Below are 25,413 nucleotides of genomic sequence, written 5' to 3' on the forward strand. Positions count from 1 at the left end.
GTAGCGTTCATCGTTCCGCGCGCAGCAGCAAGGACACGATGAACGCGCCCCCCAGCCCCGCCGTAATGATGCCGATGGGCAGCTCCTGATGGGGGATCAGGCTGCGGCTGAGCATGTCGCCCCCGGTCAGCAGCAGCGCCCCCAGCAGGCCGCACATCGGCACGGCCAAACGGTGGCGCACGCCCACCAGGCGCCGGGCCAGATAGGGCACCATCAGCCCGACAAAGCCGATCACGCCCGTCAGCGAAACGAGAAACGCCGTGGACAGTGCGCAGCACAGAAAGGTCTCGGTGCGCAGCCGCGCCACGTTGACCCCCATCGAATGGGCGGTTTGTTCGCCCGCCAGCAGCGCGTCCAGCGCCCGCCAACGCAGCGCCGTAAACCCGGCCAGCAGCACGAAACTCGCCAGCGGAATGAACAGATTATCCCAACGCGCCAGCCCCAACCCGCCGAGCGACCAGAACAACACCGAACCGGCCGCCCGCTGATCGCCGGAAAACACCAGGTAGCTGGTGAGCGCGCTGAACAAAAACGAGACCGCCAGGCCGCAAACGATCAGCTGCTCGGCGCGCCTGACCCGGCCGACGCGAAACAGGATCATCACCGCCAATGCGGACAAAATGCCGCCGACGAAAGCGGACAGCGGCAACGTCAGCGCGCCGAGCGCGTCGCCGAAGCGCGTGATGACCAGCACCGCGCCGGCGGAGGCGCCGGAGGAGAGCCCAAACAAAAAAGGATCGGCCAGCTCATTGCGGGTGGTGGTCTGCAGCAGCGCGCCGGTCATCGCCAGCCCGGCGCCGGTCAAGGCCGCCAGCAAGGCTCTGGGCACCCGCAGTTGCACGACGATGGTATCCAGCATGCCGGAGAGGGGCACCGATGAAAGCCCCAATGCCGCCATCGTCTGCCGCCATGACAGCGCGACGCTGCCCAGCTGCAGGCTCCAGATCATTAACCCGCACAATACCGACAGTGCCAACGGCGCGAGCAGCATAAACCGCCGGGTCGGCGAGTTCATTCAGCCTCCGGCGCGTACAGCGCCCGCGCCAGCTTTTCCACCGCGCCGATGTTGGCCGGCCCCGGCGTCAGCTCCGCATACTGCAGTTTCAGATAGCGGTGGTGCCGTACGGCAGGCGTCAATTTCATCAACGGGTGGGACTCGAGGAAGCGCCGCAGCGCATCGGCACCCGATCCGGTCTGGTAATCCAGCAGAATAATGAAGTCGGGTTCGGCCGCCGCGACCGCCTCCCAGGACGCCGTCGTCCAGCTCGCCGGCAAGCCGTCCATCACGTTGCGGCCGCCCGCCGCTTCGACGATCGCCGTCGGCATAGCGTATTTGCCGCTGGTGAAAGGCTTCTCCTCCCCCGAGTCATAGACGAACACCTTGAGCGGCGGCTGGCCCGCCGGCCTGGCGGGCAGCGCAGCCAACCGGCGCTTCCAGCCCTCAACCAGCGCGGTGGCCTCTTGCCGCTTGCCGAAAATCTTGCCGAGCTTCAGCTCATCGTCATACAGCAGGTTCATATCGGCCTTCTGCGGCCGCCCGCCGGCCTGTACGCAGCTCTCGCTCAGCACCAGCGTTTTGATGCCGAACGGCGCGAGTTTCTCCGGCGTGACGTCGCCGCCGATCTTCATGCCGTAATTCCAGCCGGCGAAAAAGAAGTCCGGCTGTGCCGCCAGCAGCGTTTCCAAAGCGGGATATTTCGGCGCCAGTTCGGGAATGGCGCCCATCGCGGCCTTGAAGTCGGGCGTCAGTTTGTACCAGCCGGTGATGCCGGTCAGCCCGACAATGCGATCCTGCAGATGCAGTGCAAAGGCCATCTCGGCCATGTTGATGTCGTTGATGACGGCGCGCTGCGGCGCCTGGTTGAAGGTGACCGGCACACCGCAGCTTTCTACGGTGACGGGAAAATGTTCGGCCGCCGCCGACCTGGCGGCCAGCAGCAGAAGCAGGATGAATACGCGTGCGTTCATGTTTCTCTCTGGTTTATCAAGCGCAATGGGGAACGTCAAAAATGCGCAGCGTTTTCCCGCTGACGGGATGCGCCACCTTGAAGCTGTTCATGCCGAACACCGGCAAAATCACCGAGGTCTGTAACACCGCCTCGGGCGTACCACAGGCCACCTGACGGCTTTCGTTGAGCACCAGGATCCGATCGGCAAACGCCTCTGCCACGGGCAGGTCATGCAGTACCGCAATCACGGCGATGTCTTTATTTTTCACTAACGACAGCAGCGCCGAGCGCCCGGGCGGATCGAGGTGATTGGTCGGTTCATCCAGCAACAACAGATCGGGAGACTGCGCCAACGCCCGAGCCAGCGCAGCGCGCTGACGCTGGCCGCCCGAGAGCCGCCCCAACGGATGGTGCCTGAGCGGCGCCAGCCCGGCTTCCCCGATGGCTTCGTCAACGATGCGTTTTCCCGCCGCAGAGCGTGCACCATGCGGCAAACGGCCCAACGCCACGTAATCCTCAACCGACAGCCGCAAATCCGGCGAATCGTTTTGCGCCAGAAAGGCGATGCTTTTGGCACGTTCCGCCGCCGGCCACGCGGACAAGGCGTGCCCTCGCCAGTAAATGCCGCCGCTGTCCGGCCGCATTTCGCCGATTAGGGCACGCAGCAGGCTGGACTTGCCGCTGCCGTTAGGGCCGATCACCGCCAGCTTCTCACCGGCGCGCAGCGCGAAATGGATGTTGTCGAGTATCAATGCCTCACCGTGGCCGGTCAGGCTAACCCCATCAACGTGGAGGATGTCGTGAATTGAATTCATCATGCTTAAATTGTTATATTATAACATATCAATGTTTTTACCACGATTACGCGCCTTCTGCAAAAACGAATCGCAACGTCTTTTGCCGCACGTGCTGCGTGGAGCCAGGCAGGGAGCAAGCCGCGCCCCTGCGTCAACACTGCGCGACCAAAGCAACATAGCACAGCCTTTTATTAATGATAATGATTTTCATTATCAATTAAATCATAGTGATTTCCGATTGCGCACCCCGGCGAACTTGGTTATGTTTGAAGCGATTAGTTTCATTGCCGATTTTCAGGAACTCACATGACCTACCTGGCGCACAGCACAGATCCGACAGACGCGACCATTCCGGCCGTCGTTTTGCTGTGTGCTTCCTCCGCCCCACCCGCCGTTTCCTCTGTCGTTTCAGCGGTTGCCGCTTACCCGCCACGCATTGTGGTCGTGCGCTAAGCAAAACCGACTTTTTACCTCCGGCTTATTGATCTGTAGCGTTCAGGCGTAGACCGCCGCGCGCGCCGGAGCCTGTAATTTTCACGACAGGTGAAATTGACATGCGATTACCTTCTCTCTGGGCCAATGCCGGCCTGGCTACGCTGTTCGTCCTGCTTTGGAGCAGCGGCGCGATCTTCTCCCGTTGGGGGTTGGAGCACGCCTCCGCCTTCGCTTTTCTGTTCTTCCGCTGCGCCATCGCGCTGGCGGTGCTGTTGGCCATCGGCCTGTGGCAGCGCCAGTGCCTGCCCGCTCCCGGCACCCGCCGGCGCGTCGCGCTGATTGGCGTGTTGATGATTGGCAGCTATCAGATCGGCTATCTGCTGGCGCTGGAACAGGGTATTACGCCCGGCGTGCTGGCGACGTTGCTCGGCGTACAGCCGATCCTCACCCAGTTCATCACCGAACGGCGCTGCACCGGGCTGCGGGCGCTCGGCCTGGCGCTGGCAATGGTCGGGCTGACGCTGGTGGTGTACCAAAGCCTGATGGTCGCCCACTTCTCGCTGAGCGGCATGCTGTTCGCCTTTATCGCGCTGGGCTGCATGACCGCCGGCACTATGCTGCAAAAAGGCATGACGCAGCCGCCGCTGGCGGTCTTGCCGCTGCAGTATGCCGTCGGGTTGCTGATGTGTACGCTGGCACTGCCGTTTGAGCCGCTGCGGGTCGAATGGCGGCCGGCGTTCGTGCTGCCGCTGCTGTGGATGGCGGTGGTGATCTCGGTGCTGGCGACCTTCTTGCTGTATCGCCTGATCCAACGCGGCAACCTGGTGCAGGTCACCAGCCTGTTCTATCTGATCCCGGCGGTGACCGCCCTGCTGGACTACCTGTTGCTCGGCCACGCGCTGGCGGCGCTGAGCCTGCTGGGCATGGCGGGCATCGTGCTCGGCGTGATGCTGGTTTTCCGCCGCGTATAAAAGCAAAAGCCCCCGCGCCGTTCCACCGGCGCGGGGGCGATAACAACAGCCGTTAACTCAGAACAACCAGGAACCGTACCCCCACAGCAGCACCGTCACCCCAAGCAGCAGCTCGAGCAACAGGATGCCGATAGCGAAGGTCGAGCTGGAGAAGATGAACCCTTCCTTACTGTCGATATTCAGGAAGTGCGGGATCCCCAGATTCAGCAGATAGCCCGAATAGCACAGGCCGATAATGCCGACAAACAGACACAGCCAGACGACCGGATAGAGCGCCACAATCCCGCTGAGGAACATCGGGGTCGCCACGTAGCCGGCGAACACCATGCAGCGGTGCAGGCTGGGGCGCGATTCATAGCGCCGCGCCATCCAGTGAATGACTTTCCCCATGGCTGCTACGCCCGCCAGCATCAGCAGGTAAAACGCCACGGCGGTATAAAGCGCGGTAAACATGTCGAGCCTGATGGCATGTCCCTCGCCGGAGAGCCAGCCCAACTGGGTGGTGCCGATAAAGGCGCAGACCACCGGGATGGCTGCCAAGAGCAACACGTGATGGGTGTATAGGTGCGAGACGCTTTCATTCTCGCTTTTGATCTGTTCGAACTCGGCGCTGGGATGCGCCAGAAGTCCCCAAACATGACTGACCATGAGACACCTCCTATCTCGCCGTAGGCCGCGATCGGCGAACGAATTTCACACCTCCGACGGACTGCTACCCGTGCGAGGATTGCGGCCACGGGGCTCTCTCCCCTGTACTAATTATAGTCTTTCGGCGAAAAAACGTGCGGAAAGCGCAACGCCGCGGCGCTTTGTCTTATACTCCCACCATAAAAACCAGGCTGCGAGGAAGGTCATGTCATCCGTTATCACCACCCGCCAGGCGGGGATCGTCGACGTCGACGCGGGGCGCAACGTCACCGTTGTCGAACCCTGCAATCTGTACGGCTGTCGGCTCGGCGACGATGTCTTCGTCGGCCCGTTCGTGGAGATCCAGCGCCACGTCAGCATCGGCGCGCGCAGTAAAATTCAGTCACACAGCTTTATCTGCGAATACGTCACCCTCGGCGAAGCGTGCTTTGTCGGCCACGGCGTCACCTTCGCCAACGATCTGTTCAAAGACGGCGCGCCCAATGCCGATCCGGCCAGCTGGGGGCGCACACGCGTCGGCGATCGGGTATCCATCGGCTCCGGCGCCACGATCCTGGCGGTGGAGATCTGCAGCGACGCGGTGATCGGCGCCGGGGCGGTCGTGACCCGCGACATCACCCGCAAGGGGATTTATGCCGGCAACCCGGCGCGCCTGCTGCGGGAGCTGCCGTAATGACCCCGGCCATCCGCATCGCAGCCATTGAGGCGCTGCCCGATGATTACCTGACGCGCGGCGATTTCGGCTTTACCATCCGCTGTTACGCCCTGCCGCAGTTCGACACGCCGGTCGACAGCTGGCCAACCCACCCGGTGGCGCCGTTTCGCAAGCAGTATCCCCTGGCGCCGTTCGCCAACGAAGACAGCGCTACTTTCCTGGCGTATCGCCAGGACGACGCCGTTGGCCACATCACGCTGAGCAAAAACTGGAACGGTTATACCCTGATCGACGAGATCGCGGTCAGCGCTCACGCGCGCCGTCAGGGCATCGCCGGGGCGCTGCTGGACTGCGCCAAACAGTGGGCGCGGCAGCAGGAAACCTCGGGTATGATGCTCGAAACGCAGAACAACAATCTGGCCGCCTGTCGCTGCTACCAGCATTACGGGTTTATTCTCGGCGGCATCGACCGTTTGCTGTACCGCGCCGAGCCGGAGATCGCCGATCACGAAATCGCGCTGTTCTGGTATTTGCCGTTCAATAGCGAAATCGGTTACTGATTTATCGGCCGCCATTGAGGCTATGTTTACTTTTTAACCCCTACCATCGGATGAGAACTGTTATCACTGACTCTGATAAACCAGCGACACCCAGGGAGGGCCGTATGAACCAGAACAAGGTTGTTTTACTGATGTTAGCTATCGCCATGAGCGGATGCGCCGATCGCCCCGCCGCCGTCCCCCCCGCAACGCCGCCGACCGACGTCACCGCTTCGCCGCCGGGCGTGCAGCCTGAGATGGACGCCAGCACCCGCAGAAAGCTGCGTGAGATCCTCGCGCTGCGCGCCGGTTGGCCCGCCGCACAGCCGCATGGCCGCACCGTCGATTTGATTTCGCGCGAATTTCTCGGCACGCCCTATCTCGCCAACCGCCTGATCGGCTCGCAGAGCACGCCCGAGAAGTTGGTGATCGACTTCCGCGGGCTGGATTGCTTCACCTACATCGATTATGTGGAAGCGCTCAGCACCGCCCGTAGCGAGGGCGAGTTCGTACAGCGTCTGGTAGACATTCGCTATGTCGACGGCAAAATCGCCTTCCCGCAGCGCAAACACTTCTTCACCGACTGGGCGCAACGGCCGCACCAGGTGGCCGAAGACATCACCGCGCAGCTCAGCCCGCACGCCGTCACCCTGGTGAAAACCCTCAACCGCAAGGCGGACGGCAGCAGCTACCTGCCCGGTTTGCCCAACGTACAACGCAGCGTGACCTATATCCCCAGCGACAACCTCGACGACAAGGTGCTGGCCCAGCTGCGCACCGGCGATTACATCGGTATTTACACCAACCTGGACGGGCTGGACGTGACCCACACCGGCATCTTCGTGATGACCGACAACGGCCCGGTGCTGCGCAATGCCTCTTCGCGCAAGGCCAACATGCGGGTGGTCGATTCGCCCTTTATGGATTACGTGATGGCTACGCCGGGCATCGTGGTGCTGCGTTCGCTCAGCCGATAATCCCCCGCCGCATAACGGCTATAAGCTATAGCCGTTTATGCTGAACGAGCGTTTGACTTCATCGGCGGTTCAGGCTTAGCTGTAAGGACAAAAAACAACTGATTTTATTGTTCTTTTCAGGGAGACTTCGATGACCTTACGCTGGCGTATCACCCCTCTGGCGGCGGCCTTTGCCGCCGTATTGGCGCTTCAGGGCTGCGATCAAAAAACCGATCGGGATCATATCAAGGTCGGCGTCATCAACGGCGCGGAACAGGACGTGGCGGAAGTCGCCAGACAGGTGGCGAAAGAGAAATACGGGCTGGACGTCGAGCTGGTCGGCTTTAGCGGTTCGCTGCTGCCGAACGACGCCACCGACAAGGGCGAACTGGACGCCAACGTGTTCCAGCACCGCCCGTTCCTCGAACAGCAAAACAAAGATCACGGCTATAAGCTGGTGGCGGTCGGCAACACCTTTGTCTTCCCGATGGCCGGCTACTCGAAAAAGATAAAATCGCTCAAAGAGCTGCCGGACGGCGCGGTGATCGCCATTCCGCTCGATCCGACCAACCTGGGGCGTGCCCTGTTGCTGCTGGAAAAAACCGGGTTGATTACGCTGAAACAAGGCAAGGGGTTGCTGCCCACCGCCCTGGACATCAGCGCCAACCCGCACCATTACCAAATCATGGAGCTGGAAGGCGCCCAGCTGCCGCACGTGCTGGACGATCCGAAAGTCACCGTCGCCGTCATCAGCACCACCTACATCAACCAGACCGGTCTGACGCCGACCAAAGACGGCATCTTCATCGAGGATAAGGACTCGCCGTACACCAACATCATCGTCACCCGCGAAGACAACAAGGACGCGCCGAACGTGCAGAACTTCATCAAGGCCTACGAGTCAGACGAAGTGGCCAAGGCCGCCGAGAAAATCTTCAACGGCGGCGCGGTGAAAGGCTGGTAATTCCGGGCACAGCGCCACAGGGGGTCTCCCCAAAGAGCCCCTTCCCGCTCACCATCGACTTTTCTTATCTCACCATAAGAAAACCCGATTTACCCCGACGGCGAGCGGCGCGCATAATGGCGCTTATCCGCTGATTTCCAAGGTAAACAGGCATTACCATGACGCTCTCCGTTCCCGTACTCAGCCTCCTCGATGCCACGCCGGACGATATGGCCGCCGTGCTGCGCATTTACACCCACCACGTGCTGTACGGTGCCGCCTCGTTTGAAGAACAGCCGCCGAACTTGGCGGAAATGCAGCTGCGGCTGAGCAAGGTGCAAGAAGCCGGGCTGCCCTGGCTGGTGGCGAAAAGCGAAGGCCGTATTGTAGGCTACTGCTATGCCACGCCGTATCGCCCCCGGCCGGCCTATCGCTTTACCGTGGAAGACTCGGTGTATATTGCCGAAGGGCAACAGGGCAAAGGCGTCGGCAAGGCGCTGCTGAGCGCGCTTATCGCCCGCTGCGAACAAGGCCCCTGGCGCCAGATGCTGGCGATCGTCGGCGATTCCGCCGCCAACCGCGGCTCGCTGGCGCTGCACCAGTCGCTCGGCTTTACCAGCGTCGGAACGTTAAAGGCCGTGGGATTCAAACTGGGGGAATGGCGCGATACCCACATCATGCAGCGTGCGCTGGGCGCGGGCGACAATCAGCGCCCGTGAATGATTGACGACGCACGATAGAGAGTTAGCGTCTATAGTGAAGAGTGATTTCATTGAGTTAGCGCCAGTTGCGCGCCACATTTAACCGGTAAGGGAGAAGTAAATGAAAATTATTCTGTGGATTGTCGCCATCATCTTCATCGTGGGTTTGTTGACGATTACCGGCGTTCTCAAACTGATCTTTTAATCCGTCTCATACGTCCCGCCCCTCTCGGGGCGAGACTTTTCATCATGCCTTGAAACGCGCGCGCACCGCCCCCAGCGCCGACACCACCGCCAGCACCACGCCGCCGGCCACCAGCCCGAACGCCACGTTCAGCAGAGCCGGAACCACTCCCTGCAAAAGATGGCCAAACGTCGGCACCACGGTGGTGTACGAAGCCCAGTCTTCGAACAGATGATGCACCGGCGGCAGGCCGTGGGTCAGGATGCCGCCACCGACCATAAACATGGCAATGGTGCCGACGATCGACAACGTCTTCATCAGATAAGGCGCGGCACGCACGATGCCGCTGCCGAGGGAGCGTGCCACCGCGCTGCTTTTACGGCTCAGATACAGCCCCAGATCGTCCAGCCGGACGATGCCGGCGACGATGCCGTACACGCCGAGCGTCATCACGACGGCGATGCCGCACAAGACGATCACCTGCTGGCTGAAGGTGGCGCCGGCGACCGTGCCCAAGGTGATGGCGATAATCTCGGCGGATAGCACGAAGTCGGTGCGTATTGCGCCTTTCACCTTACGTTTCTCATAGGCCGCGGCATCCTCATTGGCGCCGGGACCGTCCGATTTTTCCTCCTGTGACGCCTTGCCGTGGCTCAGGCTGTGAAACACCTTTTCGAACCCTTCGTAGCACAGGTAGGCGCCGCCCACCATCAGCAACGGCGTGATCGCCCAGGGCGCGAAAGCGCTGATCAGCAGCGCCAGCGGCACCAGGATTGCCTTGTTGATCAACGAGCCTTTGGCGACGCTCCACACCACCGGCAGTTCGCGGTCGGCTTTAACGCCGGTGACCTGCTGCGCGTTGAGCGCCAGATCGTCCCCCAGCACCCCGGCGGTTTTTTTTGCCGCCATCTTGCTCATTAACGAGACGTCGTCCAGCAACGAGGCGATGTCGTCGATGAGGGTAAGTAAGCTACTTCCTGCCAAAATGATTCATCCTTTTCATGTTCACGGGCCATTCTATGTTTAGCATAGCGGTAAAGCGTCATGAAAGGATATGGGAGGATCGCGGAAAATGCCGGGCGGGCGAATGCCGCCCGGCGCCGGCGTTAGAGCGCTACGCTGCCCAGGATGAACGTCACGGTGATAACCGACAGCAGCGTCGTCCAGGTGATAATGGAGGCCATCGCTTCATGATCGCCCCCCATTTGCCGCGCCAGAATATAGGCGTTGCCGGCACAAGGCACGGCGGAGTAGAGAATGGCGATGCTGGCCGGCACGCCGGTCGCGCCGAAATAGTGCACCAGCGCAATGGTAATCAGCGGCATGGCCACCAGCTTCAGCACGGTCGCATAAGAGATGGAAACCAGCTTGCGGATATGCATGCTGACGATCAACCCTGCGCCAACCGACATCAGGCTCAGCGGCGTGGCGGCGTTGGAGAGATAAACGAACAGCTGTTTAAGCGCGCCGGTAATGTGCAGGTTGCACAGGTTCATCAGCACCCCGAACAACGCGCCGATGATCAGCGGGTTTTTCGTCAGCGCCAGCAGCGCGCCGCTCAGGCTTTTCTTGCTGCCGGTGCCGTAGTGGTTCATCACCAACACGCTCATGATGTTGGTCAGAATGATCATATACGCCACGAAGAAACCGGACAGCGCCACCCCCTCGCTGCCGAACAGCGATTGCGACAGCGCGATGAATACATAAGAGTTGTATCTGACTCCGCCCTGAAAAATGGAGGTAAACAGATCGGCCGACGTATTGAAGAACAGTTTGCCAACGAAAATAATCAACGCGATGGCCAGCGTGGAAACAATGGTCGCCACTACGGGATAAAAGCTGTCCGCGCCGCTAAAATCCGCCTCGCTGATATCCAATATCAACAGCGCCGGAAAAAACAGGTAATAAACGAATTTGTCTGAGAAGCCCCAAAATACGGTGACATCTTTAACACAGAGTTTCGAACAATAACCCAGCACGATTAACAAAAAAATCGGCAATATAGAAAGAAAAACGTTCAGCATGAATAATAACCTTAAATCGAGAAAATGCGCTCTTCAACCTGATTGAGGTTGCGGTGATTCCACAAGCTTGCCGAAATGAAGACGCGTTGCACCCAGCGCAACGGCGTATCTCTTTCATCGAAAGAAGGCGTGAATTTATCGCGCGAATGCAGCGCAAAGCGGTTATCGATATACACCAAATCGCCCGGGCAAATATCGATGCCGATGGCGTTTTCTTTCACCAGCCCGTAGAAACGCTCCAGCGCAGCTTCCGCTCGTGGCGTGCTGGCCGCAATCATGCCGGGATAAAAGACGGCGCTCACATCCGGCAATACGTGATTTTGCGAAATCAACGGCACCAGCGCGGTTTCTTCGCGCCCGGCCTGGGTGGACTGGCGCCAACGGTATGGCAGCTTGATGCTGTACAGCGGGCTGGCCAGCGTTTCGACGTCCTCGCGGCTCAGTTGAGCGATAGCCAAACGCGAATCGGAGATGCGCGTCATCGGGCTGTGCGGATCGCGGCGCACGCCGGCCAGCAGCAGGCCCATCGGCGAAACGTTGAACTGTTCCAGGTGTTTCAGCGCCGCATTTTCAATATGGAAGTCCAGTTCAACATCGAACCCCAGACCGGTATACTCTTTTTTGGCTTCACGTTTGGGGATCAGATTATTAATCAGTTCCTTCCCTTCGAAATACATCGAATAGGGTTCGCCGATTAACGAAGAGATGCCGACCAACAGGTTTTCACTGATATTCCCGGACTTGGCCGAAGGCGTATACTGGTTCGGGCAAGGGGAAAAGAACACTTCTTTATCCACCGGCACATTTTTTAAAATAAGATAAGGCCGTGGTTTGATTGATGCCTTTTGCTGGCTTAATGCGGCGCTTAATCTGTGGGGCAAGTGGGTAATCATGGCCGATCGCATGGCGTGAATATACGCATCACCGCCGGCGGGATCGCAAGCAATTTTATCTAATGCCGAAAATAACTCGTTTCTTTCCTGATCCGTCAATTGAAAGACGTTTTGGTAATCCATCCTGAGCATTCCTTGACAATAAGAATATCATTAGCAAGCCTAATGAAAGCGGCGGGATGTTAACACTTTGCAATCAAATTCATAAAGATTTATTAACTAATTTCGTGATCTTAATCACCACTCCTCCGTCCAGTTAATGACGGAGAAGAAGTGGTTAATAAACAAACAGCTACGCGGATACGTCTCCATTAGATGCGACAGCGAATACGCGCGAGAGGTAGCGCATAACATGATCGTGGGCCTCAAAGACGCACGATAAATGCGTACTGCCCTCAAGCAAACCAAAGGCAACATGCACGCTGCCATGCTGTTCGACGAAACCCTGCAAGGATTGCGCGCTGAACAACTCATCCTGCGCCGCCGCCAGCAGCAAGGTCGGCAATCGCAGCGCCGCCAGTTGCTTTGCCGGGGTACGTGGCGTCAAGGCGTTAGCCATATTAACGCTGTATTGGCAGACAAAATCGGGGGCGGCGGCCAGCACGGCCGGGGGAAAATTCAGACTGACCGCCCGAGATTGCCCAAACCACCGTCCACCGCTGAGCGCATTGGCCACAAAAGGCCATTGGCGCACCTGGGCAAAGCGGGCCGCCGCCGGCAGATCGCGGGCCATCCCGGAAAATGGCCCCAGCTCGGGTGCCAGCAGGATCAGGCTGTCCGCCTGCTGTTCACAAGGATAGCGGGTCAGGTAGTTGAGCAACATCCCGGCGCCGCTGGAATGGCCAAGCAGGTGTCTGCGCGCCAACGGAAAACGGCGGCGAATTTCCGCCAGCATGACATCGACATCGCGCCAAATACGCTCAGGCCGCTCAACCGTCCCCCGCTCTCCCGTGGAGTCGCCATGCCCGCGAATATCGACCAGGCACACCGCGAACGTTGGCTCAGCGGCCAGCCGGCGCGCAAGAATGTCATACCCGGCGGCGCTGTTAACCCCGCCGCCGTGATAAACCACGATCACGTCTTCACTCTCGGCAGTTTGCCGATACAGGTGGTAGCTCAATCCCTCAACGCTGCCGGACGACGTGCCCACCTGTGCCCCCGGCCACTCACCGTAAGACCTCGCTTGCTCAACATAGCGGTCAAAATCAATCAATTCGCACCTTTCCCTGATGTTGTCGGTATTCCCCACGGCAGAGCCGCTGCCCCGGCGATAAGCATATGAAACAACAGCAGGAACTGCCATGCCTTTTGCACGCTCCCCCTTAGCCTCAGGGCAGATCCCCCGCCGGCACATTGAGCTGCCAGGAGAGACCAAAGCGATCGTTGAGCCAGCCGAAGCGGGCGCTGAAGCCGTAGTCGTCGGGCGGCATCAACACCTTGCCGCCCTCCGCCAGGCGGTGGAAAGCCTGCTCCAGCGCCTCTTCGTTAGGCAGATTGATGAACAACGATACCGCCGGGGTGAAGCTGAAATCATGGCTGATCGGGCTGTCGATAAACACCAGGTTCTGCCGATCGAAATCGATGGTGGCATGCTTGATCAATCGCCGGCCGTCCGGCGTCGGGTCGTAATGCTGCACCTGCATGAGCCGAAAACGCGCAAACACCTGGCTGTAGAGGTCGATCGCCTGCTGCGCCTCCCCCTGGAACATGACAAAGGTCGAAACCTGACTCATAACATCCTCTCCGGCAATCGTTGTGGTATTAATGGAGGATAGCGGATTACCGTTGAAGCGGCGGAAAGGAGCAACCATGAGCATCATTCATCGCCTGGCGCAGCCGGACGATCTCAACGGCCTATTGGCTCTGTATCGCGAGCTGCGCCCGCAGGACGCGCCGCTGCGCACCGACGACGCGCGCCGCACCCTGCAGCGCCTGCTGGACGATCCGGCGATCCGTCTGGTGGTGGCGGCGGACGAGGAACAGCCGATCGCCACCTGCATGCTGGCGTTGATCCCGGGGCTGGCGCACCAGGCGCAGCCGTTCGGCGTCATCGAACACGTGGTGACGGCGGAGCCCTACCGCGGCCACGGCGTGGCGCTCGCGATGATCGAATACGCGCTGCAGCTGGCCTGGCGCAAGGGCTGTTACAAGGTGATGCTGCTGTCGGGGCAGCAACGCACCGGCGCGCACCAGCTTTATCTCAAAGCGGGTTTCGACGGCGATCGCGAGCGGGGATTTGTCATCAGGCGGCCCGAGGGCCGATAGCGGCCTGCTGCAAACGAGCAGGCCGCCAGGCGGGTCATTCGGTGGCGTTTTTCGCCAGGCTGGCGTCTTTTTGGCGACGATAGTCGCGGGCGGCGGCCGGGATCGGCGTCACCTTGCCGGTTTCAATCCAGCTGCGCAGCCGGTTGGCGTCGGCGAAGTGGGTATATTTGCCGAAGGCGTCCAGCACCACCAGCGACACCGAGCGGTTACCGATTACCGTACGCATCGCCAGGCAGTGGCCCGCCTGGTTGGTGAAGCCGGTTTTGGTCAGCTGGATGTTCCATTTCGGGTTATACACCAGATGGTTAGTGTTGCGGAACGGCAGCGTATAGTTCGGATCTTTGAAGCTGGCCATGCGCTCGGTGGTGGTGCTGAGCTGGCCAATCAACGGGTATTGCTTGGTGGCGATCAGCAGTTTGGTCAGATCGCGCGCCGTCGACACGTTATGAATAGAGAGCCCGGTCGGTTCGACGTAATGGGTATTGGTCATGCCCAGCGCCCTGGCCTTGGCGTTCATCGCTTTGATGAAAGCGTTGTAGCCCCCCGGATAGTGGTGCGCCAGGCTGGCGGCGGCGCGGTTTTCCGACGACATCAGCGCCAGCAGCAGCATATCCTTACGGCTGATTTCGCTGTTCAGGCGCACCCGCGAATACACCCCTTTCATCTCCGGTGTCTGGTGGATATCCACCGCCAGCATCTCGTCGAGCGGCAGATGCGCGTCCAGCGTGACCATGGCGGTCATCAGCTTGGTGATCGAGGCGATCGGCACCACTTCATCCGGGTTGCGCGCGTACATCACCTTATGGGTTTGCATATCGACGACCATCGCGCTGCCGGAGGCCAGCTCCGGCTGGGTGGCGTGCAGAGCGGCGGCGTTGTCGCTGGCCAGCGCGCGCGGCGCAAAGCCTGCGCCCGCCTGCAAAGCGAGCAGGGTCAGAACCAAAACACGTATTTTCACAGGCATTACTCTGAAATGGGGGCTTGAACTCAGCGAATTATATGTGAGGGTTCAGCGCTTGGCACTGGGATTGTATGGCGGATTTGTGACAAATTCTGTCGGCCGAAAAACGACGCAGCCCGCGGGCGCTCTGGGATGAACGCCCGCATAGAAAAAGTTACAGCGCCGGCTGCCAGGCCGACTGCGGCAGCAGGTACAGCCCCGGCGTTTGCCGCGCCCCCGCGCCGACGATATGGCCGATGCCGGCCGCCATCACCGCCAGCGTCACGTCGAAGGCGTTGAGGCTGTCGCCGTAGCCGGCGGTCAGGTTGAACATCGAACCGTTGGCCAGCAAATAGACCGTCTTCTCATTGAGTTGGTAAGCGTTCACATAAGGCATCGGCTCGTGGTGCGGCAGGCCTTGCAGGAAGCCGACGTCGATCTCTTCCGCCACGTGGCCGACGTTGAGGATAAACACGCCGTCCTGCGCCTGCCGCAAATGCTGCGCCGAGAGCACGTTTTTCGCGCCGGTCGCGGTGGCGATCACGTCCGCCTGCGCGACCCCGCTCGCCAGATCCACCACCTGCCAGCCGTCATAACGCGCCTGCAGCGCGCGCGCCGGATCGATTTCCGCCACCATCACCTGGCCGCCGTAAGCCCTGGCCGCCGCCGCCGTCCCCTGCCCGACCAGGCCGTAGCCGATCACCAGCACGCGCTTTTCGTGCAGCGTCAAATGGGTGGTCTGGAAGAAGGTGTGCCAGGCGGTCAGCCCAACCATATGCCGATTGTGCAGCCCCTCTTTCACCGGCAGATCGTCCCAGTTGAAGATCGGGTAGCGCGGCGCCACGCCGTTCAAACGATTGATGCCCGATCCGGTGGCTTCCAGCCCGGCGACGATCTGCGGGCCGCTCGGCGATTGGTGCAAACGGGTGGTCAGATCCGCCCCCATTTCGCACAGGTGAGTCGGCTGCCAGGCCAGCGCGCGATCGAAAGATTCCGACCATTCGCCCGCGTTCATGTCACGCCAGGCATAGGCCTGCACACCCCGCCGTTCCAGCCAGGCCACCACATCGTTCTGCACCGTAGTGGGATTGCAGGTGGTCAGAAAGATCGCCGCGCCCTTGTCCAGCAGGCCGGCCACCAGCGGCGCCATTTTCAGATCCAGGTGCATATTGCACGCCAGCCGTACCCCGTGCAGGTCCGGCAACGCCGCCACCGCCGCCCGGGTGCGCGGCATATGGCGCATCGCCCAGTTCAATTCGCTCTCGAAATCCTGATACATCCGTTGCTCCTCTGGTATGCCCCGCCGCCAGGCGTGGCTAAAAAGTTATCCCGCGCGGCCGAGCCGGCGAATCGCCTGTGGCGACAGGCCAAATACCCGGATAAACGCCCGCCTCATGCGCTCCGGATCGCTGAATCCCACCGAGCGGGCGATCGCCTCCAGCGGCTCGGCGCTCTCTTCGATGCGCACCCTGGCCGCCTCCACCCGCAGCTGTTCGATCACCTTGGCCGGCGTCTGCCCGGTTTCGGCGCGGAACAGCCGGCCGAACTGGCGCTCGCTCAGGCAGGCGGCGTCGGCCAGATCCGCCACCGACAGCGGCAGGTGCAAATGCTCGCGCGCGAACGACAGCGCGGCGCGCATGCGATCCGACGACGGGTTCAACGCCAGCAGCAGCGAGTACTGCGACTGCCCGCCGGGGCGTCGGTGGTAAACCACCAGCTGCCGCGCCACGGCCGCCGCCAGGGTGGCGCCAAGGTCGTCTTCTATCAACGCCAGCGCCAGATCGATGCCGGCGCTGATGCCGGCCGAAGTCCAGATATCGCCGTCGCGAATGAAGATACGGTTGCTGTCGACGCGGATGCGCGGATAACTCTGCTGCAGCCGCGCCGCATGATACCAGTGGGTGGTGGCGCGCTTGCCGTCCAGCAAACCGCAGGCCGCCAAAATAAACGCGCCGGTGCACACGCTGGCGATGCGCCGCGCTCGCCGGCTGTGGGTGGTCAGGAACCCCGTCAGCGCCGGTGACTGCGCCGCCATCACGTTGCCACTGCCGCCGGCCACCACCAGCGTATCGAAACGCTCATCGCCGCACGGCTGCGTGGCGATCTCCACCCCGGCCGAGCTGGCGACCATCCCGCCCTGCGGCGAGATCGCTACGCAGCGGTAGGCCGGCGGGTCGGTAAACTGGCTGACGTTATCGAACGCCGCCAGCGGGCCGGCAAAGTCCAGCAGGTTGAAACCGGGAAAAACCACAAAACCGATCGTTTTCATGATGGCGCTTTTTGAGGGTTATCTGTCATATCAGCCAAAAACAGGGCGGCTATTATGGCCCAGGTCCAACGATAAAAATGAGGCGAATGTCATGTCTGAACCACTCGTGATTGTATTTCCCATCTATCAAGGCGTCACCCAGCTCGATTTCACCGGCCCGCTGCAGTTTCTGCGCCACATGCCGGGCGCGGAAATCATCGTCGCTTCGGTAGACGGCGCGGATGTCGAATCGGAAGGCTTGCACTTCACCCAGCTGCGCCCGCTGCCGGAGATCGCGCACTGCGACGTACTGTGCGTGCCGGGCGGCAGCGGCTGCACCCAGGCATTGCAGGATGAAGCGTTCATGCGGCAAATCCGGCGGCTGGGCGCCGATGCCCGCTACCTGACCTCGGTGTGCACCGGTTCGCTGATCCTGGCCGCCGCCGGCTTGCTGCCGGGCAAACGCGCCGCCTGCCACTGGTCGATGCGCGACAGCCTGGCGCTGTTCGGCGCCATCCCCAGCGCTGCACGCGTAGAGCGCGACGGCAACGTGATCAGCGGCGGCGGCGTCACCGCCGGCATCGACTTTGCGCTGGCGCTGATCGCCGAACTGCACGGCGAAGACACTGCCCAGACGATCCAGCTTTATCTGGAGTACGCCCCGGCCCCGCCGTTCACGGGCGGCACACCGGAACTGGCCCCGCCGCACATTTACGCCAAGGTACAGGCACAAATGGCGGACAACCTGGCACGGCGCAGAGCGTTGGTGGCCCAGATCGCCCAAGGCTAGCGATCGGGCGTATACTTGCCCTTATGCGTCAGTCACATAAGGAGTAAGGAATGACCGATTTGGCCCACTACATTACGGACTACGGCTACTGGGCGTTGTTTATCGGCTGCCTGGCTGAGGGAGAAACCATCACGCTGCTGGGCGGCATCGCCGCCCACGAAGGGCTGCTGCACTGGCCGTGGGTGATCGCGGTGGTGGCGCTCGGCGGCACGTTGGGGGATCAACTGCTTTACTTCGCCGGCCGCCGGTTCGAGGGCCGGGTCATCTCGCGGCTCAAAGGGCAGGAAAAGCGCATCGCGCGCGCCAGAAGGCTGATCGCTCGCCACCCGATGCTGTTCGTTATCGGAGTGCGCTTTATGTACGGCTTCCGCATCATCGGCCCGGTGCTGATCGGCGCCAGCCGCCTGCCGCCGTCGCGCTTTGTGCCGCTCAACATCCTCGGCGCCATTCTGTGGGCGACGATCTTCGTCATGCTCGGCTATTTTGGTGGCCAGGCGATCGAAAGCTTCTTTACCGGCTTCAATAAAAAACTTTCCAGCCTGCTGTTTGTCGCACTGGCGATCGCCGCCATCCTGCTGGTGCGCTTCTGGTGGCGCAAACGCCACGCGGAATAAGCCAGCGCGCCTGGCGTCAACTTTCCTGTGGCGCCGCGCGCATCAGCTCGACCAGCTCGCGCGCCGCCTTGTCCAGCGGGCGGCTCTTCAGCCAGATCAGATGCATCGGCAAGCGCAGCTCGTTCTTGGTGTTTTTGAATTTCAGCCGCACCAGCCGCCCCTGCGCCAGCAGCGGCTCGGCCAGCGACAGCGGGAAATTGCCCCACCCCAGGCCCGCTTCCACCATGTTCAGCGCCATCGGCAGGCTGTCGGTGCGCCAGTAGGCCTCCGCCACCTGGGGGCGCAGATCGCCGATCGGCAGATCGCGGCTGGCCACCATGATCTGCCGCACGTTGATCAAATCCTCGAGAAACAGCTCGCCCGCAGCGCCCTCCAGCGCCGGGTGCTGCGGCGACACCATCGCCACCAGCGACTCCGCGCCGACGGAGTGGAACTGCTCCGCGCTGTTGATGTTGAGCCCGCCGAACGCCAGACAAACGCCAATGCGCCCCTGATGCAGCATGTGCAGCACGTCGTCCTGCGGCGCGCTGAGCACTTCGATGTTCAGCAGCGGATAACGCTGCGACAGCGTTTTCACCGCCGCCAGCAGGCCAGTACCGTTGATATCCGATGCCACCCCGATCGAAAGCGTGCTTTCCAGCCCCTGGGAAAGTTCGATGGCGTGCACCTGCAGCTGCTTAAGCTGCCCGGCGATCAGGCGGGCGTGCGGCGCCAGGGCCAACGCCAGCGTGGTCGGCGTCGGTTCGCGGTGCGAGCGATCGAACAGCGCGAAACCGAGTTCCGCCTCCATGTTGGCGATGCCCATGCTGACGGCGGACGGCACGCGCCGCAGCGCGCGGGCGGCGGCGGAAAACGAACCGCGATCGAGCACCGCCAGAAACAGTTCGATATTGTCGCTGGAAAAATTCATCGTTCAACCTGTCAGAAAAACTGACAGCTCCTGACTTTTTCTATCAATGTGATTGACGCTATCTTAGCCGCCATCGCCACAGAGGCAACTAAAAACAGATCGGGAGAAAACGATGCAAGGCGTCAAACGCAAACTGGTGTATGTCACCGCTTATGAAATCATTGGCATGGCGATCTCGGCGCTGGGGTTGGCGCTGCTGTCGGGCCACGCGCCGAGCAGCACCGGGCCGCTGGCGGTGGTGATCACCACCATCGCGGTAAGCTGGAACTTTATTTACAACTATTTATTCGAGTGGTGGGAAAGCCGCCAGGCGTCACGCACCCGCACCCTCAAGCGCCGCATTTTGCACGCCGTGGGCTTTCAACTGACGCTGGTGGTGTATCTGATCCCGCTGATCGCCTGGTGGATGGGCATCACGCTGTGGCAGGCGCTGCTGCTGGACATCGCGCTGATCGTTATCATTCCTTGCTACACCTTCCTGTTTAACTGGGCGTTCGACAAGCTGTTCGGCCTGCCGGCTTCGGCTCTGCCGGCCGGTGAATCCGCCTAAAAAGCCCCCGCGTCCGATTCGCCTGCGCACGCTAATTACTGCGCAGGCGCCATCGCTTTATTTTCCGCCCGCCGTCCCCCTCACGCAAAATAACTTCCAAATCCCTTTAATTTGCACGGTAATTATTATTCTGTGATTTCAATCACTTTTATCGTTCGATATTTCCGTGTTGATAATGAGACTCATCTTACTGAATAATATGCGCTTTTGTTTTCAGTTTAAAAAATACACACAATTGTTCACGCTTTGTACGCAGGTTTTTTTGCCACCTTTATCGGGAAACGGTAGCATGCCACGCCGTTATCTAACGGCGGCTGTATACACGATAAACAGCGGAATGATGCCACGACCTCATTCTCATTACGATTGCTGATGGCAATCGTTTGCCCTGCAGCTCAGGGCGGCGTTCATCATAGACAGGTAAACAGGACGGATAATGCACTCACAAAAAAAGTCGGCGGACGATAAACACGCCGCCAGAAGACGCTGGCTAGACTCTCATGAATCCGGTTATCACAAAAGCATGGGCAACCGGCAGATCCAAATGATCGCCATCGGCGGTTCGATCGGCACCGGCTTGTTCCTCGGTACCGGCGGCCGTCTCGAGTTGGCCGGGCCGGCGCTGGCGCTGGTCTATCTGGTGTGCGGGATCTTCTCTTTCTTCATCCTGCGTGCGCTGGGCGAACTGGTGCTGCATCGCCCTTCCAGCGGTAGCTTCGTTTCCTACGCCCGCGAGTTTCTCGGTGAGAAAGCCTCTTACGTCGCCGGCTGGATGTATTTCCTCAACTGGGCGATGACCGGCATCGTCGATATCACCGCGGTGGCGCTGTACATGCACTACTGGGGCACCTTCGCCGACGTGCCGCAGTGGTTGTTCGCCCTCGGTGCGCTCGGCATCGTCGCCACCATGAACATGATCGGCGTGAAATGGTTCGCCGAGATGGAGTTCTGGTTCGCGCTGATCAAGGTGGTCGCCATCGCGCTGTTCCTGATTGTCGGCGTCGTCTTCCTCGGCACCGGCACGCCGGTCGCCGGCCACACCACCGGCATGCACCTGATCACCGAAAACGGCGGCATGTTCCCGCACGGCCTGCTGCCGGCGCTGGTACTGGTGCAAGGGGTGATCTTCGCCTTCGCCGGCATTGAGCTGATCGGCACCGCCGCCGGCGAGTGTAAAGATCCGGCCAAAATGATGCCCAAAGCGATCAACAGCGTAATCTGGCGTATCGGCCTGTTCTACGTCGGCTCCGTGGTGCTGTTGGTGCTGCTGCTGCCGTGGAACGCCTATCAGGCCGGCCAAAGCCCGTTCGTCACCTTCTTCAGCAAGCTGGGCGTGCCTTACATCGGCACCATCATGAACATCGTGGTGCTGACCGCCGCGCTGTCCAGCCTTAACTCCGGCCTCTACTCCACCGGCCGCATCCTGCGCTCGCTGGCGATGGGCGGCTCCGCGCCGAAGCTGATGGCCAAAATGAGCAGCCAGCAGGTGCCTTACGCCGGCATCCTGGTCACCTGCGGCATCTACGTGATCGGCGTGGTGCTCAACTACCTGGTGCCGTCGCAGGTGTTCGAGATCGTGTTGAACATCGCTTCGCTGGGCATCATCGCCTCCTGGGCGTTTATCATCGTTTGCCAGATGCGCCTGCGTAAAGCCGTGCGCGAAGGCCGCGCGCAGCCGGTCTCGTTCAGAATGCCGGGCGCGCCGTTCACCTCCTGGCTGACGCTGGCGTTCCTGCTGATCGTGGTGGTGATGATGGCGTTCGACTACCCGAACGGCACCTGGACCATCGCCACCATTCCGGTGCTGGCGGTGCTGCTGACGCTGGGCTGGTTCGGCCTGCGCAAGCGCGCGCAGGAAGTGAAGCTGGAGCAGCAGGCTCACGAAGAGCAGAACCCGCACTGAATCGACAAACCGCCCTCCGGGGCGGTTTTTTTATCCGCTATAACCGGCCGTAGAACGTCATTCTGGCGCTTTCCGACAGCATCACGTCCGGCTGCGCATTGTAGGCCAGCACCACCAGCATGCGCGTAGTGTCGCCTTCGGTCGGCGTCACTCGGTGCATGGCGTTGCGCCCGCGAAACAGCACCAAATCCCCCTCCTCCATCGCCAGCCGTTTGACCGCCCGCTCGCCGTCCAGCACCTGCGTGACCCCGGTATAGTTCATCTCGCCGCGATCGGCGTCGCGCAGGTTCTCCACGTACTCGAAACGCCCGCCTGCCGCCGGTTTCTGGATCAGCAGCGTGATGGCGAACGACGAGTTGTCAAAATGCCAGCCCAGCTCCTGGCCGGTGTGGGCGTAATGCAGGTTGATCGAGGATAGCCGATCGGCGTAGGGATACAGCTGCGCCTCATCCAACACCGCGCAGAGAAACGCGCGAAACGCCGGAGCGTCGTACAGCGCACGCAGCGGCGACTGCGGCGGAATATCTTCGTCGGTAATGCAGCCTTTGGACGACACCACCAGCCGGTTACGCGCATGATCGGCCGGTAGCGCGTCGTCCTGCGGCCGCAGATACACGTTGTGTTTGCTGGTGGCGTAAAACGCCGCGTGGTGCTGTTCGGCGCCTTCCAGCCTTACCGTCGCCAGCGCGGCGGCGCTCAGAAATCCCGGCAGCACCAGTGCGCCGCTGCGCTCCAGCGTTTGCCGGCAATGGGCGCGGAACGCGGCGTCGTCGATGGGATGGGCGGACAGATCGATAATATCGGCAAGTTGCGGCATGACGTTCCCCTCGTGTGCGATAGCCGGATGCCTCTCACTGTAGCGAATGCCGCATTGCCGCCATAACAAAAATACGTTATGGATAAGCTAACCAATTCTTAGCGATAGCCCTGCCCATGCACTCACCGTCCCGCGCGCGCTTGCCCAAGCTGAGCGCCATTCTGGCGTTCGAAACCGCCGCCCGCACCGGCAGCCTGGCCCGCGCGGCGGATACGCTGGCGTTGACCGCCGCCGCCGTCAGCCAACAGATCCGCCAACTGGAGCAACACCTGGGGATCACGCTGTTCATCCGCGCCAAAAGCGGCGTCACGCTAACCGAACAGGGCGCGGACTACCTGGCCTACGTGCAGGAGGCGTTCGAAACGCTGCGCGTGGCGCAGCAACACGTCGAGCGCCAGCGCGGCAAACAGGCGCTGACGGTGTTCGCCCTGCCGGCGTTGGCCTCCAAGTGGCTGAACCCGGCGCTGGGCGACTGGCTGGCGCAGTGCCCCGACGGCGATCTGCGGCTGCACGCGACCCATGCGGCGGTCGATTTCGCCCATTCGGCGGCGGACTTCGCCCTGTGCTTCGGCGATCAGGATTATCCGCTGCTGGAAAAGGTGCGGCTGTTTCAGGATCGGGTGCAGCCGGTGTGCAGCCCGGCGCTGCGCGATCGCGGCGACTGGACGCAGCTCCCGCTGATCCACGTCGACTGGGGCAAAGAGAGCCAGTTTCTGCCGGGCTGGCACGAGTGGTTTACCGCCGCCGATCGAATGCCGCCGGCGCGGCGCGGGCTGACCTATAACCTGACTTCACTGGCCATCGACGCCGCCGTGCAAGGGCGCGGGGTGCTGCTCGGCCAGCGGCGGCTGATCGGCCGTGAACTGGCGGAAGGCCAGCTGGTTACCCTGGCCGAACCGGCGCTGCCGCTCAGCAAGCCCTACTACGTGGTTTACCCGCCGCGCACGCTGGAAAAACCTGGCGCAGCGGCGTTTCTCCGTTGGCTGCAGGCGCTGGCTCAGCGCGCGGTATAACCACCGTCGATGCTGTAAAACGCGCCGGTGGTGAAACTGCTGTCGTCCGAGAGCAGGAAAGCCACCGTTTTCGCCACTTCTTCCCGCGTCGCCATTCTCCCCATCGGGTGCGAAGCGGCCATCTGCGCCCGCACCGGCGCCGGCAGCGTCCCCATCGCCGGCGTATCCACATAGCCCGGCCCGACGGCGTTGATGCGCACGCCGCGCATGGCGAATTCCAGCGCCGCCGAGCGCGTCAGCCCCAGCACGCCATGCTTGGCGGCGGTATAAGGCGCAATCCCGGCAATCCCCACCACGCCGTTGGCGGAAGAGAGGTTCACCACCGCCCCGCCGCCGCCGGCGACGATCGCCGGCAGGCCGTACTTCATGCCGAAAAACGTGCCGCTCAGGCAGGTGGCGATCACCTCATGCCAGTCTTCGACCGCGTACCGATCGATGTCCACCTCGTGCGGGCCGGTGATCCCGGCATTGTTGACCAGCAGATGCAGCGCGCCGCAGCGCCGCACCGTCTCTTCAATGCCCTGCTGCACCGACGGCGCATCGCGCACGTCCATCCGCAACGTCATCACCCGTCGACCGTCGGGATCGAGCCGCGCTGCGGCGGCGGCGAGAGGCGCTTCGTGGCGGCCGGTCATCACCACCGTGGCGCCGCGCCGAAACAGCTCGGCGGCGATCGCTTCGCCGATGCCGGTGGAAGCGCCGGTCACCAACGCCACCCGGTGTTTGAAATCTTGCATAGCCGTTCTCCTGCAACGTTGAACTCAGGGGAACAGGCTAGCGCCGGCCAGTGACAGTTTGCGGCAGCAGCGACAGCCAGCACGTAATGCGCTCACCAAAGCCGCAAAGCCCGCTATTTTATGCCTACCTTTTCTCATGCGAGACACCCTGTGGATACCCAACGCTACCTGCAGCATATCGGCTTTACCGGCGCCGCCCGCCCTGACCTTCCCACGTTGCAACAGCTGCACCATCGCCACATGCTGAGCGTCCCGTTCGAGAACCTGAGCATTATTTATCAGCAGGGCATCCGGCTGGCGCCGGAGGCGCTGTTCAGCAAGGTGGTCGAGCGCAACCGCGGCGGTTTCTGTTATGAACTGAACACGCTGTTCGCCCTGTTGCTGCGGGAGATCGGTTTCAAGGTGAGCTTCATCTCCGGCGAGATCCGCGCGCGCGACGGCCATTTCGGCCCGCCCTACGACCATCTGGCGCTGCGGGTGGATCTGGCGGGCCAGGCCTGGCTGGTGGACGTCGGTTTCGGCGATTCCTTCCTGACGCCGCTGAAGATCGTCGCCGCCGAGCCGCAACCGCAGGCCAGCGGCACCTTCCACCTGGAGCAGGAGGGCGAATATTACCTGCTGGAGCGCCGCAACGGCGACCAACGCTCGCATGCCAAAACCCTGTATCGCTTTACCGTTCAGCCGCGCGAGTTGCATGAGTTCGACGAGATGTGCCGCTTCCACAGCACCTCGCCGCAGTCGCATTTCACCCAGCACCTGGTGTGTTCACGGCCGACGGACCACGGCCGGGTGACCCTCAGCGACATGAAGCTGATCGTGACCGAAGATCACCAGCGCCACGAAACGACGCTGCATTCGGAAGAGGAACGGCGCGCCGCGCTGTGGCAGCATTTCGCCATCGATTTGGATCGTTGAGGGCGCCGGCGGCGCC

The 25,413-nt window shown here is 61.5% G+C and carries 30 protein-coding genes; 15 read left to right on the plus strand and 15 right to left on the minus strand.

What is annotated here, in order from left to right:
• Nucleotides 1–7 precede the first annotated feature (7 nt).
• From ACUTSC_RS08655 to ACUTSC_RS08665, 3 genes are read right to left on the minus strand one after another with little or no spacing between them, the layout of a single operon-like run.
• Entirely contained in the window at nt 8–1,015 is a 1,008-nt protein-coding gene (locus tag ACUTSC_RS08655) for an iron chelate uptake ABC transporter family permease subunit (protein ID WP_197773771.1), read from the minus strand.
• Nucleotides 1,012–1,968 (minus strand): ABC transporter substrate-binding protein, encoded by a 957-nt coding sequence (locus ACUTSC_RS08660; RefSeq protein ID WP_443003001.1) that lies wholly within the window; start codon nt 1,966–1,968, stop codon nt 1,012–1,014. The genes ACUTSC_RS08655 and ACUTSC_RS08660 overlap by 4 nt, the downstream gene beginning before the upstream one ends.
• 16 nt (nt 1,969–1,984) lie before the next feature.
• Nucleotides 1,985–2,701: an ABC transporter ATP-binding protein gene (locus tag ACUTSC_RS08665; protein WP_445653327.1), complete on the minus strand. Its 717-nt coding sequence runs from the start codon at nt 2,699–2,701 to the stop codon at nt 1,985–1,987.
• A gap of 64 nt (nt 2,702–2,765) precedes the next feature.
• Between ACUTSC_RS08665 and ACUTSC_RS08670 the strand changes: the two genes are divergently transcribed.
• Together ACUTSC_RS08670 and ACUTSC_RS08675 are read left to right on the plus strand one after the other, a co-directional pair.
• Nucleotides 2,766–3,056: a hypothetical protein gene (locus ACUTSC_RS08670; RefSeq protein ID WP_445653274.1), complete on the plus strand. Its 291-nt coding sequence runs from the start codon at nt 2,766–2,768 to the stop codon at nt 3,054–3,056.
• A 244-nt stretch (nt 3,057–3,300) separates the two neighbouring features.
• Complete coding sequence (locus ACUTSC_RS08675) at nt 3,301–4,152, plus strand: EamA family transporter (protein WP_197773774.1); 852 nt, start codon at nt 3,301–3,303, stop codon at nt 4,150–4,152.
• A gap of 57 nt (nt 4,153–4,209) precedes the next feature.
• Here ACUTSC_RS08675 and ACUTSC_RS08680 read toward each other — a convergent pair whose 3' ends face one another.
• On the minus strand, nt 4,210–4,800 hold the full coding sequence (locus ACUTSC_RS08680; protein ID WP_004939641.1) for a Yip1 family protein: 591 nt from the start codon (nt 4,798–4,800) through the stop codon (nt 4,210–4,212).
• A gap of 205 nt (nt 4,801–5,005) precedes the next feature.
• On the opposite strand from ACUTSC_RS08680, the gene ACUTSC_RS08685 reads away from it, so the two are divergent.
• The 6 genes from ACUTSC_RS08685 (at nt 5,006) to ACUTSC_RS08710 (ending at nt 8,799) form a co-directional block, all read left to right on the plus strand.
• Nucleotides 5,006–5,473 carry an acyltransferase gene (locus ACUTSC_RS08685; protein ID WP_033637546.1) on the plus strand — a complete coding sequence of 156 codons (468 nt, stop codon included), beginning with the start codon at nt 5,006–5,008 and terminating at the stop codon, nt 5,471–5,473.
• The gene (locus ACUTSC_RS08690; RefSeq protein ID WP_063991211.1) at nt 5,473–6,015 is read left to right on the plus strand and encodes a GNAT family N-acetyltransferase; all 543 of its coding nucleotides are present in this window, start codon (nt 5,473–5,475) and stop codon (nt 6,013–6,015) included. Before ACUTSC_RS08685 ends, ACUTSC_RS08690 begins: the two co-directional genes overlap by 1 nt.
• A gap of 104 nt (nt 6,016–6,119) precedes the next feature.
• Nucleotides 6,120–6,971: an N-acetylmuramoyl-L-alanine amidase-like domain-containing protein gene (locus ACUTSC_RS08695; RefSeq protein WP_197766685.1), complete on the plus strand. Its 852-nt coding sequence runs from the start codon at nt 6,120–6,122 to the stop codon at nt 6,969–6,971.
• Nucleotides 6,972–7,101: 130 nt separating this feature from the next.
• Nucleotides 7,102–7,914, plus strand: coding sequence for a MetQ/NlpA family lipoprotein (locus tag ACUTSC_RS08700; protein ID WP_049201095.1), 813 nt, complete (start codon nt 7,102–7,104; stop codon nt 7,912–7,914).
• A gap of 158 nt (nt 7,915–8,072) precedes the next feature.
• A complete protein-coding gene (locus ACUTSC_RS08705) occupies nt 8,073–8,612 on the plus strand; it encodes a GNAT family N-acetyltransferase (RefSeq protein WP_197766686.1) in 540 nt (179 codons plus the stop codon).
• Nucleotides 8,613–8,715: 103 nt separating this feature from the next.
• Nucleotides 8,716–8,799 (plus strand): membrane protein, encoded by an 84-nt coding sequence (locus ACUTSC_RS08710; RefSeq protein WP_016928643.1) that lies wholly within the window; start codon nt 8,716–8,718, stop codon nt 8,797–8,799.
• Between the two features lie 42 nt (nt 8,800–8,841).
• Here the strand turns inward: ACUTSC_RS08710 and ACUTSC_RS08715 are convergent, their stop codons facing one another.
• The 5 genes from ACUTSC_RS08715 to ACUTSC_RS08735 form a co-directional block, all read right to left on the minus strand.
• Nucleotides 8,842–9,762 carry a DUF808 family protein gene (locus ACUTSC_RS08715; RefSeq protein WP_197766687.1) on the minus strand — a complete coding sequence of 307 codons (921 nt, stop codon included), beginning with the start codon at nt 9,760–9,762 and terminating at the stop codon, nt 8,842–8,844.
• A gap of 122 nt (nt 9,763–9,884) precedes the next feature.
• Nucleotides 9,885–10,802 (minus strand): AEC family transporter, encoded by a 918-nt coding sequence (locus ACUTSC_RS08720; RefSeq protein WP_197766688.1) that lies wholly within the window; start codon nt 10,800–10,802, stop codon nt 9,885–9,887.
• A gap of 11 nt (nt 10,803–10,813) precedes the next feature.
• Nucleotides 10,814–11,599 (minus strand): TauD/TfdA family dioxygenase, encoded by a 786-nt coding sequence (locus tag ACUTSC_RS08725; RefSeq protein ID WP_204275824.1) that lies wholly within the window; start codon nt 11,597–11,599, stop codon nt 10,814–10,816.
• A 388-nt stretch (nt 11,600–11,987) separates the two neighbouring features.
• Complete coding sequence (locus ACUTSC_RS08730; RefSeq protein ID WP_197766690.1) at nt 11,988–12,998, minus strand: alpha/beta fold hydrolase; 1,011 nt, start codon at nt 12,996–12,998, stop codon at nt 11,988–11,990.
• A 25-nt stretch (nt 12,999–13,023) separates the two neighbouring features.
• Nucleotides 13,024–13,428 carry a VOC family protein gene (locus ACUTSC_RS08735; protein ID WP_197766691.1) on the minus strand — a complete coding sequence of 135 codons (405 nt, stop codon included), beginning with the start codon at nt 13,426–13,428 and terminating at the stop codon, nt 13,024–13,026.
• Between the two features lie 76 nt (nt 13,429–13,504).
• On the opposite strand from ACUTSC_RS08735, the gene ACUTSC_RS08740 reads away from it, so the two are divergent.
• On the plus strand, nt 13,505–13,960 hold the full coding sequence (locus ACUTSC_RS08740; protein WP_033637538.1) for a GNAT family N-acetyltransferase: 456 nt from the start codon (nt 13,505–13,507) through the stop codon (nt 13,958–13,960).
• Nucleotides 13,961–13,994: 34 nt separating this feature from the next.
• Here the strand turns inward: ACUTSC_RS08740 and pbpG are convergent, their stop codons facing one another.
• The 3 genes from pbpG to ACUTSC_RS08755 all read right to left on the minus strand — a co-directional run bounded on the left by pbpG (nt 13,995) and on the right by ACUTSC_RS08755 (nt 17,169).
• Entirely contained in the window at nt 13,995–14,924 is a 930-nt protein-coding gene (gene pbpG / locus ACUTSC_RS08745; protein ID WP_149572059.1) for a D-alanyl-D-alanine endopeptidase, read from the minus strand.
• A gap of 151 nt (nt 14,925–15,075) precedes the next feature.
• Nucleotides 15,076–16,179 (minus strand): adenosylhomocysteinase, encoded by a 1,104-nt coding sequence (locus tag ACUTSC_RS08750; protein ID WP_197766692.1) that lies wholly within the window; start codon nt 16,177–16,179, stop codon nt 15,076–15,078.
• 45 nt (nt 16,180–16,224) lie between these two features.
• Nucleotides 16,225–17,169, minus strand: a complete 945-nt coding sequence (locus ACUTSC_RS08755; protein ID WP_049234986.1) for a GlxA family transcriptional regulator — start codon at nt 17,167–17,169, stop codon at nt 16,225–16,227.
• Nucleotides 17,170–17,260: 91 nt separating this feature from the next.
• On the opposite strand from ACUTSC_RS08755, the gene ACUTSC_RS08760 reads away from it, so the two are divergent.
• The gene (locus ACUTSC_RS08760) at nt 17,261–17,938 is read left to right on the plus strand and encodes a DJ-1/PfpI family protein (protein ID WP_197766693.1); all 678 of its coding nucleotides are present in this window, start codon (nt 17,261–17,263) and stop codon (nt 17,936–17,938) included.
• 50 nt (nt 17,939–17,988) lie between these two features.
• Nucleotides 17,989–18,552 (plus strand): DedA family protein, encoded by a 564-nt coding sequence (locus tag ACUTSC_RS08765; RefSeq protein WP_142109449.1) that lies wholly within the window; start codon nt 17,989–17,991, stop codon nt 18,550–18,552.
• 16 nt (nt 18,553–18,568) lie between these two features.
• Here ACUTSC_RS08765 and ACUTSC_RS08770 read toward each other — a convergent pair whose 3' ends face one another.
• A complete protein-coding gene (locus ACUTSC_RS08770) occupies nt 18,569–19,462 on the minus strand; it encodes a LysR substrate-binding domain-containing protein (protein ID WP_197766694.1) in 894 nt (297 codons plus the stop codon).
• Nucleotides 19,463–19,574: 112 nt separating this feature from the next.
• Here ACUTSC_RS08770 and ACUTSC_RS08775 point away from each other — a divergent pair, with 112 nt between their 5' ends.
• Both ACUTSC_RS08775 and ansP read left to right on the plus strand, forming a co-directional pair.
• The gene (locus tag ACUTSC_RS08775; RefSeq protein ID WP_149558848.1) at nt 19,575–20,012 is read left to right on the plus strand and encodes a PACE efflux transporter; all 438 of its coding nucleotides are present in this window, start codon (nt 19,575–19,577) and stop codon (nt 20,010–20,012) included.
• Nucleotides 20,013–20,448: 436 nt separating this feature from the next.
• The gene (ansP, locus tag ACUTSC_RS08780) at nt 20,449–21,915 is read left to right on the plus strand and encodes an L-asparagine permease (RefSeq protein WP_070914074.1); all 1,467 of its coding nucleotides are present in this window, start codon (nt 20,449–20,451) and stop codon (nt 21,913–21,915) included.
• Nucleotides 21,916–21,952: 37 nt separating this feature from the next.
• On the opposite strand, the gene ACUTSC_RS08785 is transcribed toward ansP, so the two are convergent.
• Complete coding sequence (locus ACUTSC_RS08785; protein ID WP_197766695.1) at nt 21,953–22,732, minus strand: HalD/BesD family halogenase; 780 nt, start codon at nt 22,730–22,732, stop codon at nt 21,953–21,955.
• A gap of 116 nt (nt 22,733–22,848) precedes the next feature.
• Here ACUTSC_RS08785 and ACUTSC_RS08790 point away from each other — a divergent pair, with 116 nt between their 5' ends.
• Entirely contained in the window at nt 22,849–23,745 is an 897-nt protein-coding gene (locus tag ACUTSC_RS08790) for a LysR substrate-binding domain-containing protein (RefSeq protein WP_197766696.1), read from the plus strand.
• Here the strand turns inward: ACUTSC_RS08790 and ACUTSC_RS08795 are convergent.
• The gene (locus tag ACUTSC_RS08795) at nt 23,730–24,482 is read right to left on the minus strand and encodes an SDR family oxidoreductase (RefSeq protein WP_197766697.1); all 753 of its coding nucleotides are present in this window, start codon (nt 24,480–24,482) and stop codon (nt 23,730–23,732) included. The genes ACUTSC_RS08790 and ACUTSC_RS08795 overlap by 16 nt on opposite strands.
• Nucleotides 24,483–24,632: 150 nt before the next feature.
• Here ACUTSC_RS08795 and ACUTSC_RS08800 point away from each other — a divergent pair, with 150 nt between their 5' ends.
• Nucleotides 24,633–25,397: an arylamine N-acetyltransferase gene (locus ACUTSC_RS08800; protein ID WP_197766698.1), complete on the plus strand. Its 765-nt coding sequence runs from the start codon at nt 24,633–24,635 to the stop codon at nt 25,395–25,397.
• The last annotated feature ends 16 nt before the right edge of the window (nt 25,398–25,413 follow it).

The organism is Serratia sp. TSA_105.2, from assembly GCF_052692115.1.

Coding starts and splice junctions, on each gene's coding strand:
- ACUTSC_RS08765 (WP_142109449.1), top strand. CDS start 17,989: ATGACCGATTTGGCCCACTACATTACGGACTACGGCTACTGGGCGTTG.
- ACUTSC_RS08685 (WP_033637546.1), top strand. CDS start 5,006: ATGTCATCCGTTATCACCACCCGCCAGGCGGGGATCGTCGACGTCGAC.
- ACUTSC_RS08755 (WP_049234986.1), bottom strand. CDS start 17,169: ATGAAAACGATCGGTTTTGTGGTTTTTCCCGGTTTCAACCTGCTGGAC.
- ACUTSC_RS08690 (WP_063991211.1), top strand. CDS start 5,473: ATGACCCCGGCCATCCGCATCGCAGCCATTGAGGCGCTGCCCGATGAT.
- pbpG (WP_149572059.1), bottom strand. CDS start 14,924: ATGCCTGTGAAAATACGTGTTTTGGTTCTGACCCTGCTCGCTTTGCAG.
- ACUTSC_RS08700 (WP_049201095.1), top strand. CDS start 7,102: ATGACCTTACGCTGGCGTATCACCCCTCTGGCGGCGGCCTTTGCCGCC.
- ACUTSC_RS08790 (WP_197766696.1), top strand. CDS start 22,849: ATGCACTCACCGTCCCGCGCGCGCTTGCCCAAGCTGAGCGCCATTCTG.
- ACUTSC_RS08670 (WP_445653274.1), top strand. CDS start 2,766: ATGCTTAAATTGTTATATTATAACATATCAATGTTTTTACCACGATTA.
- ACUTSC_RS08695 (WP_197766685.1), top strand. CDS start 6,120: ATGAACCAGAACAAGGTTGTTTTACTGATGTTAGCTATCGCCATGAGC.
- ACUTSC_RS08655 (WP_197773771.1), bottom strand. CDS start 1,015: ATGAACTCGCCGACCCGGCGGTTTATGCTGCTCGCGCCGTTGGCACTG.
- ACUTSC_RS08785 (WP_197766695.1), bottom strand. CDS start 22,732: ATGCCGCAACTTGCCGATATTATCGATCTGTCCGCCCATCCCATCGAC.
- ACUTSC_RS08775 (WP_149558848.1), top strand. CDS start 19,575: ATGCAAGGCGTCAAACGCAAACTGGTGTATGTCACCGCTTATGAAATC.
- ACUTSC_RS08710 (WP_016928643.1), top strand. CDS start 8,716: ATGAAAATTATTCTGTGGATTGTCGCCATCATCTTCATCGTGGGTTTG.
- ACUTSC_RS08750 (WP_197766692.1), bottom strand. CDS start 16,179: ATGTATCAGGATTTCGAGAGCGAATTGAACTGGGCGATGCGCCATATG.
- ACUTSC_RS08760 (WP_197766693.1), top strand. CDS start 17,261: ATGTCTGAACCACTCGTGATTGTATTTCCCATCTATCAAGGCGTCACC.
- ACUTSC_RS08660 (WP_443003001.1), bottom strand. CDS start 1,968: ATGAACGCACGCGTATTCATCCTGCTTCTGCTGCTGGCCGCCAGGTCG.
- ansP (WP_070914074.1), top strand. CDS start 20,449: ATGCACTCACAAAAAAAGTCGGCGGACGATAAACACGCCGCCAGAAGA.
- ACUTSC_RS08735 (WP_197766691.1), bottom strand. CDS start 13,428: ATGAGTCAGGTTTCGACCTTTGTCATGTTCCAGGGGGAGGCGCAGCAG.
- ACUTSC_RS08770 (WP_197766694.1), bottom strand. CDS start 19,462: ATGAATTTTTCCAGCGACAATATCGAACTGTTTCTGGCGGTGCTCGAT.
- ACUTSC_RS08680 (WP_004939641.1), bottom strand. CDS start 4,800: ATGGTCAGTCATGTTTGGGGACTTCTGGCGCATCCCAGCGCCGAGTTC.
- ACUTSC_RS08705 (WP_197766686.1), top strand. CDS start 8,073: ATGACGCTCTCCGTTCCCGTACTCAGCCTCCTCGATGCCACGCCGGAC.
- ACUTSC_RS08720 (WP_197766688.1), bottom strand. CDS start 10,802: ATGCTGAACGTTTTTCTTTCTATATTGCCGATTTTTTTGTTAATCGTG.
- ACUTSC_RS08675 (WP_197773774.1), top strand. CDS start 3,301: ATGCGATTACCTTCTCTCTGGGCCAATGCCGGCCTGGCTACGCTGTTC.
- ACUTSC_RS08740 (WP_033637538.1), top strand. CDS start 13,505: ATGAGCATCATTCATCGCCTGGCGCAGCCGGACGATCTCAACGGCCTA.
- ACUTSC_RS08730 (WP_197766690.1), bottom strand. CDS start 12,998: ATGGCAGTTCCTGCTGTTGTTTCATATGCTTATCGCCGGGGCAGCGGC.
- ACUTSC_RS08795 (WP_197766697.1), bottom strand. CDS start 24,482: ATGCAAGATTTCAAACACCGGGTGGCGTTGGTGACCGGCGCTTCCACC.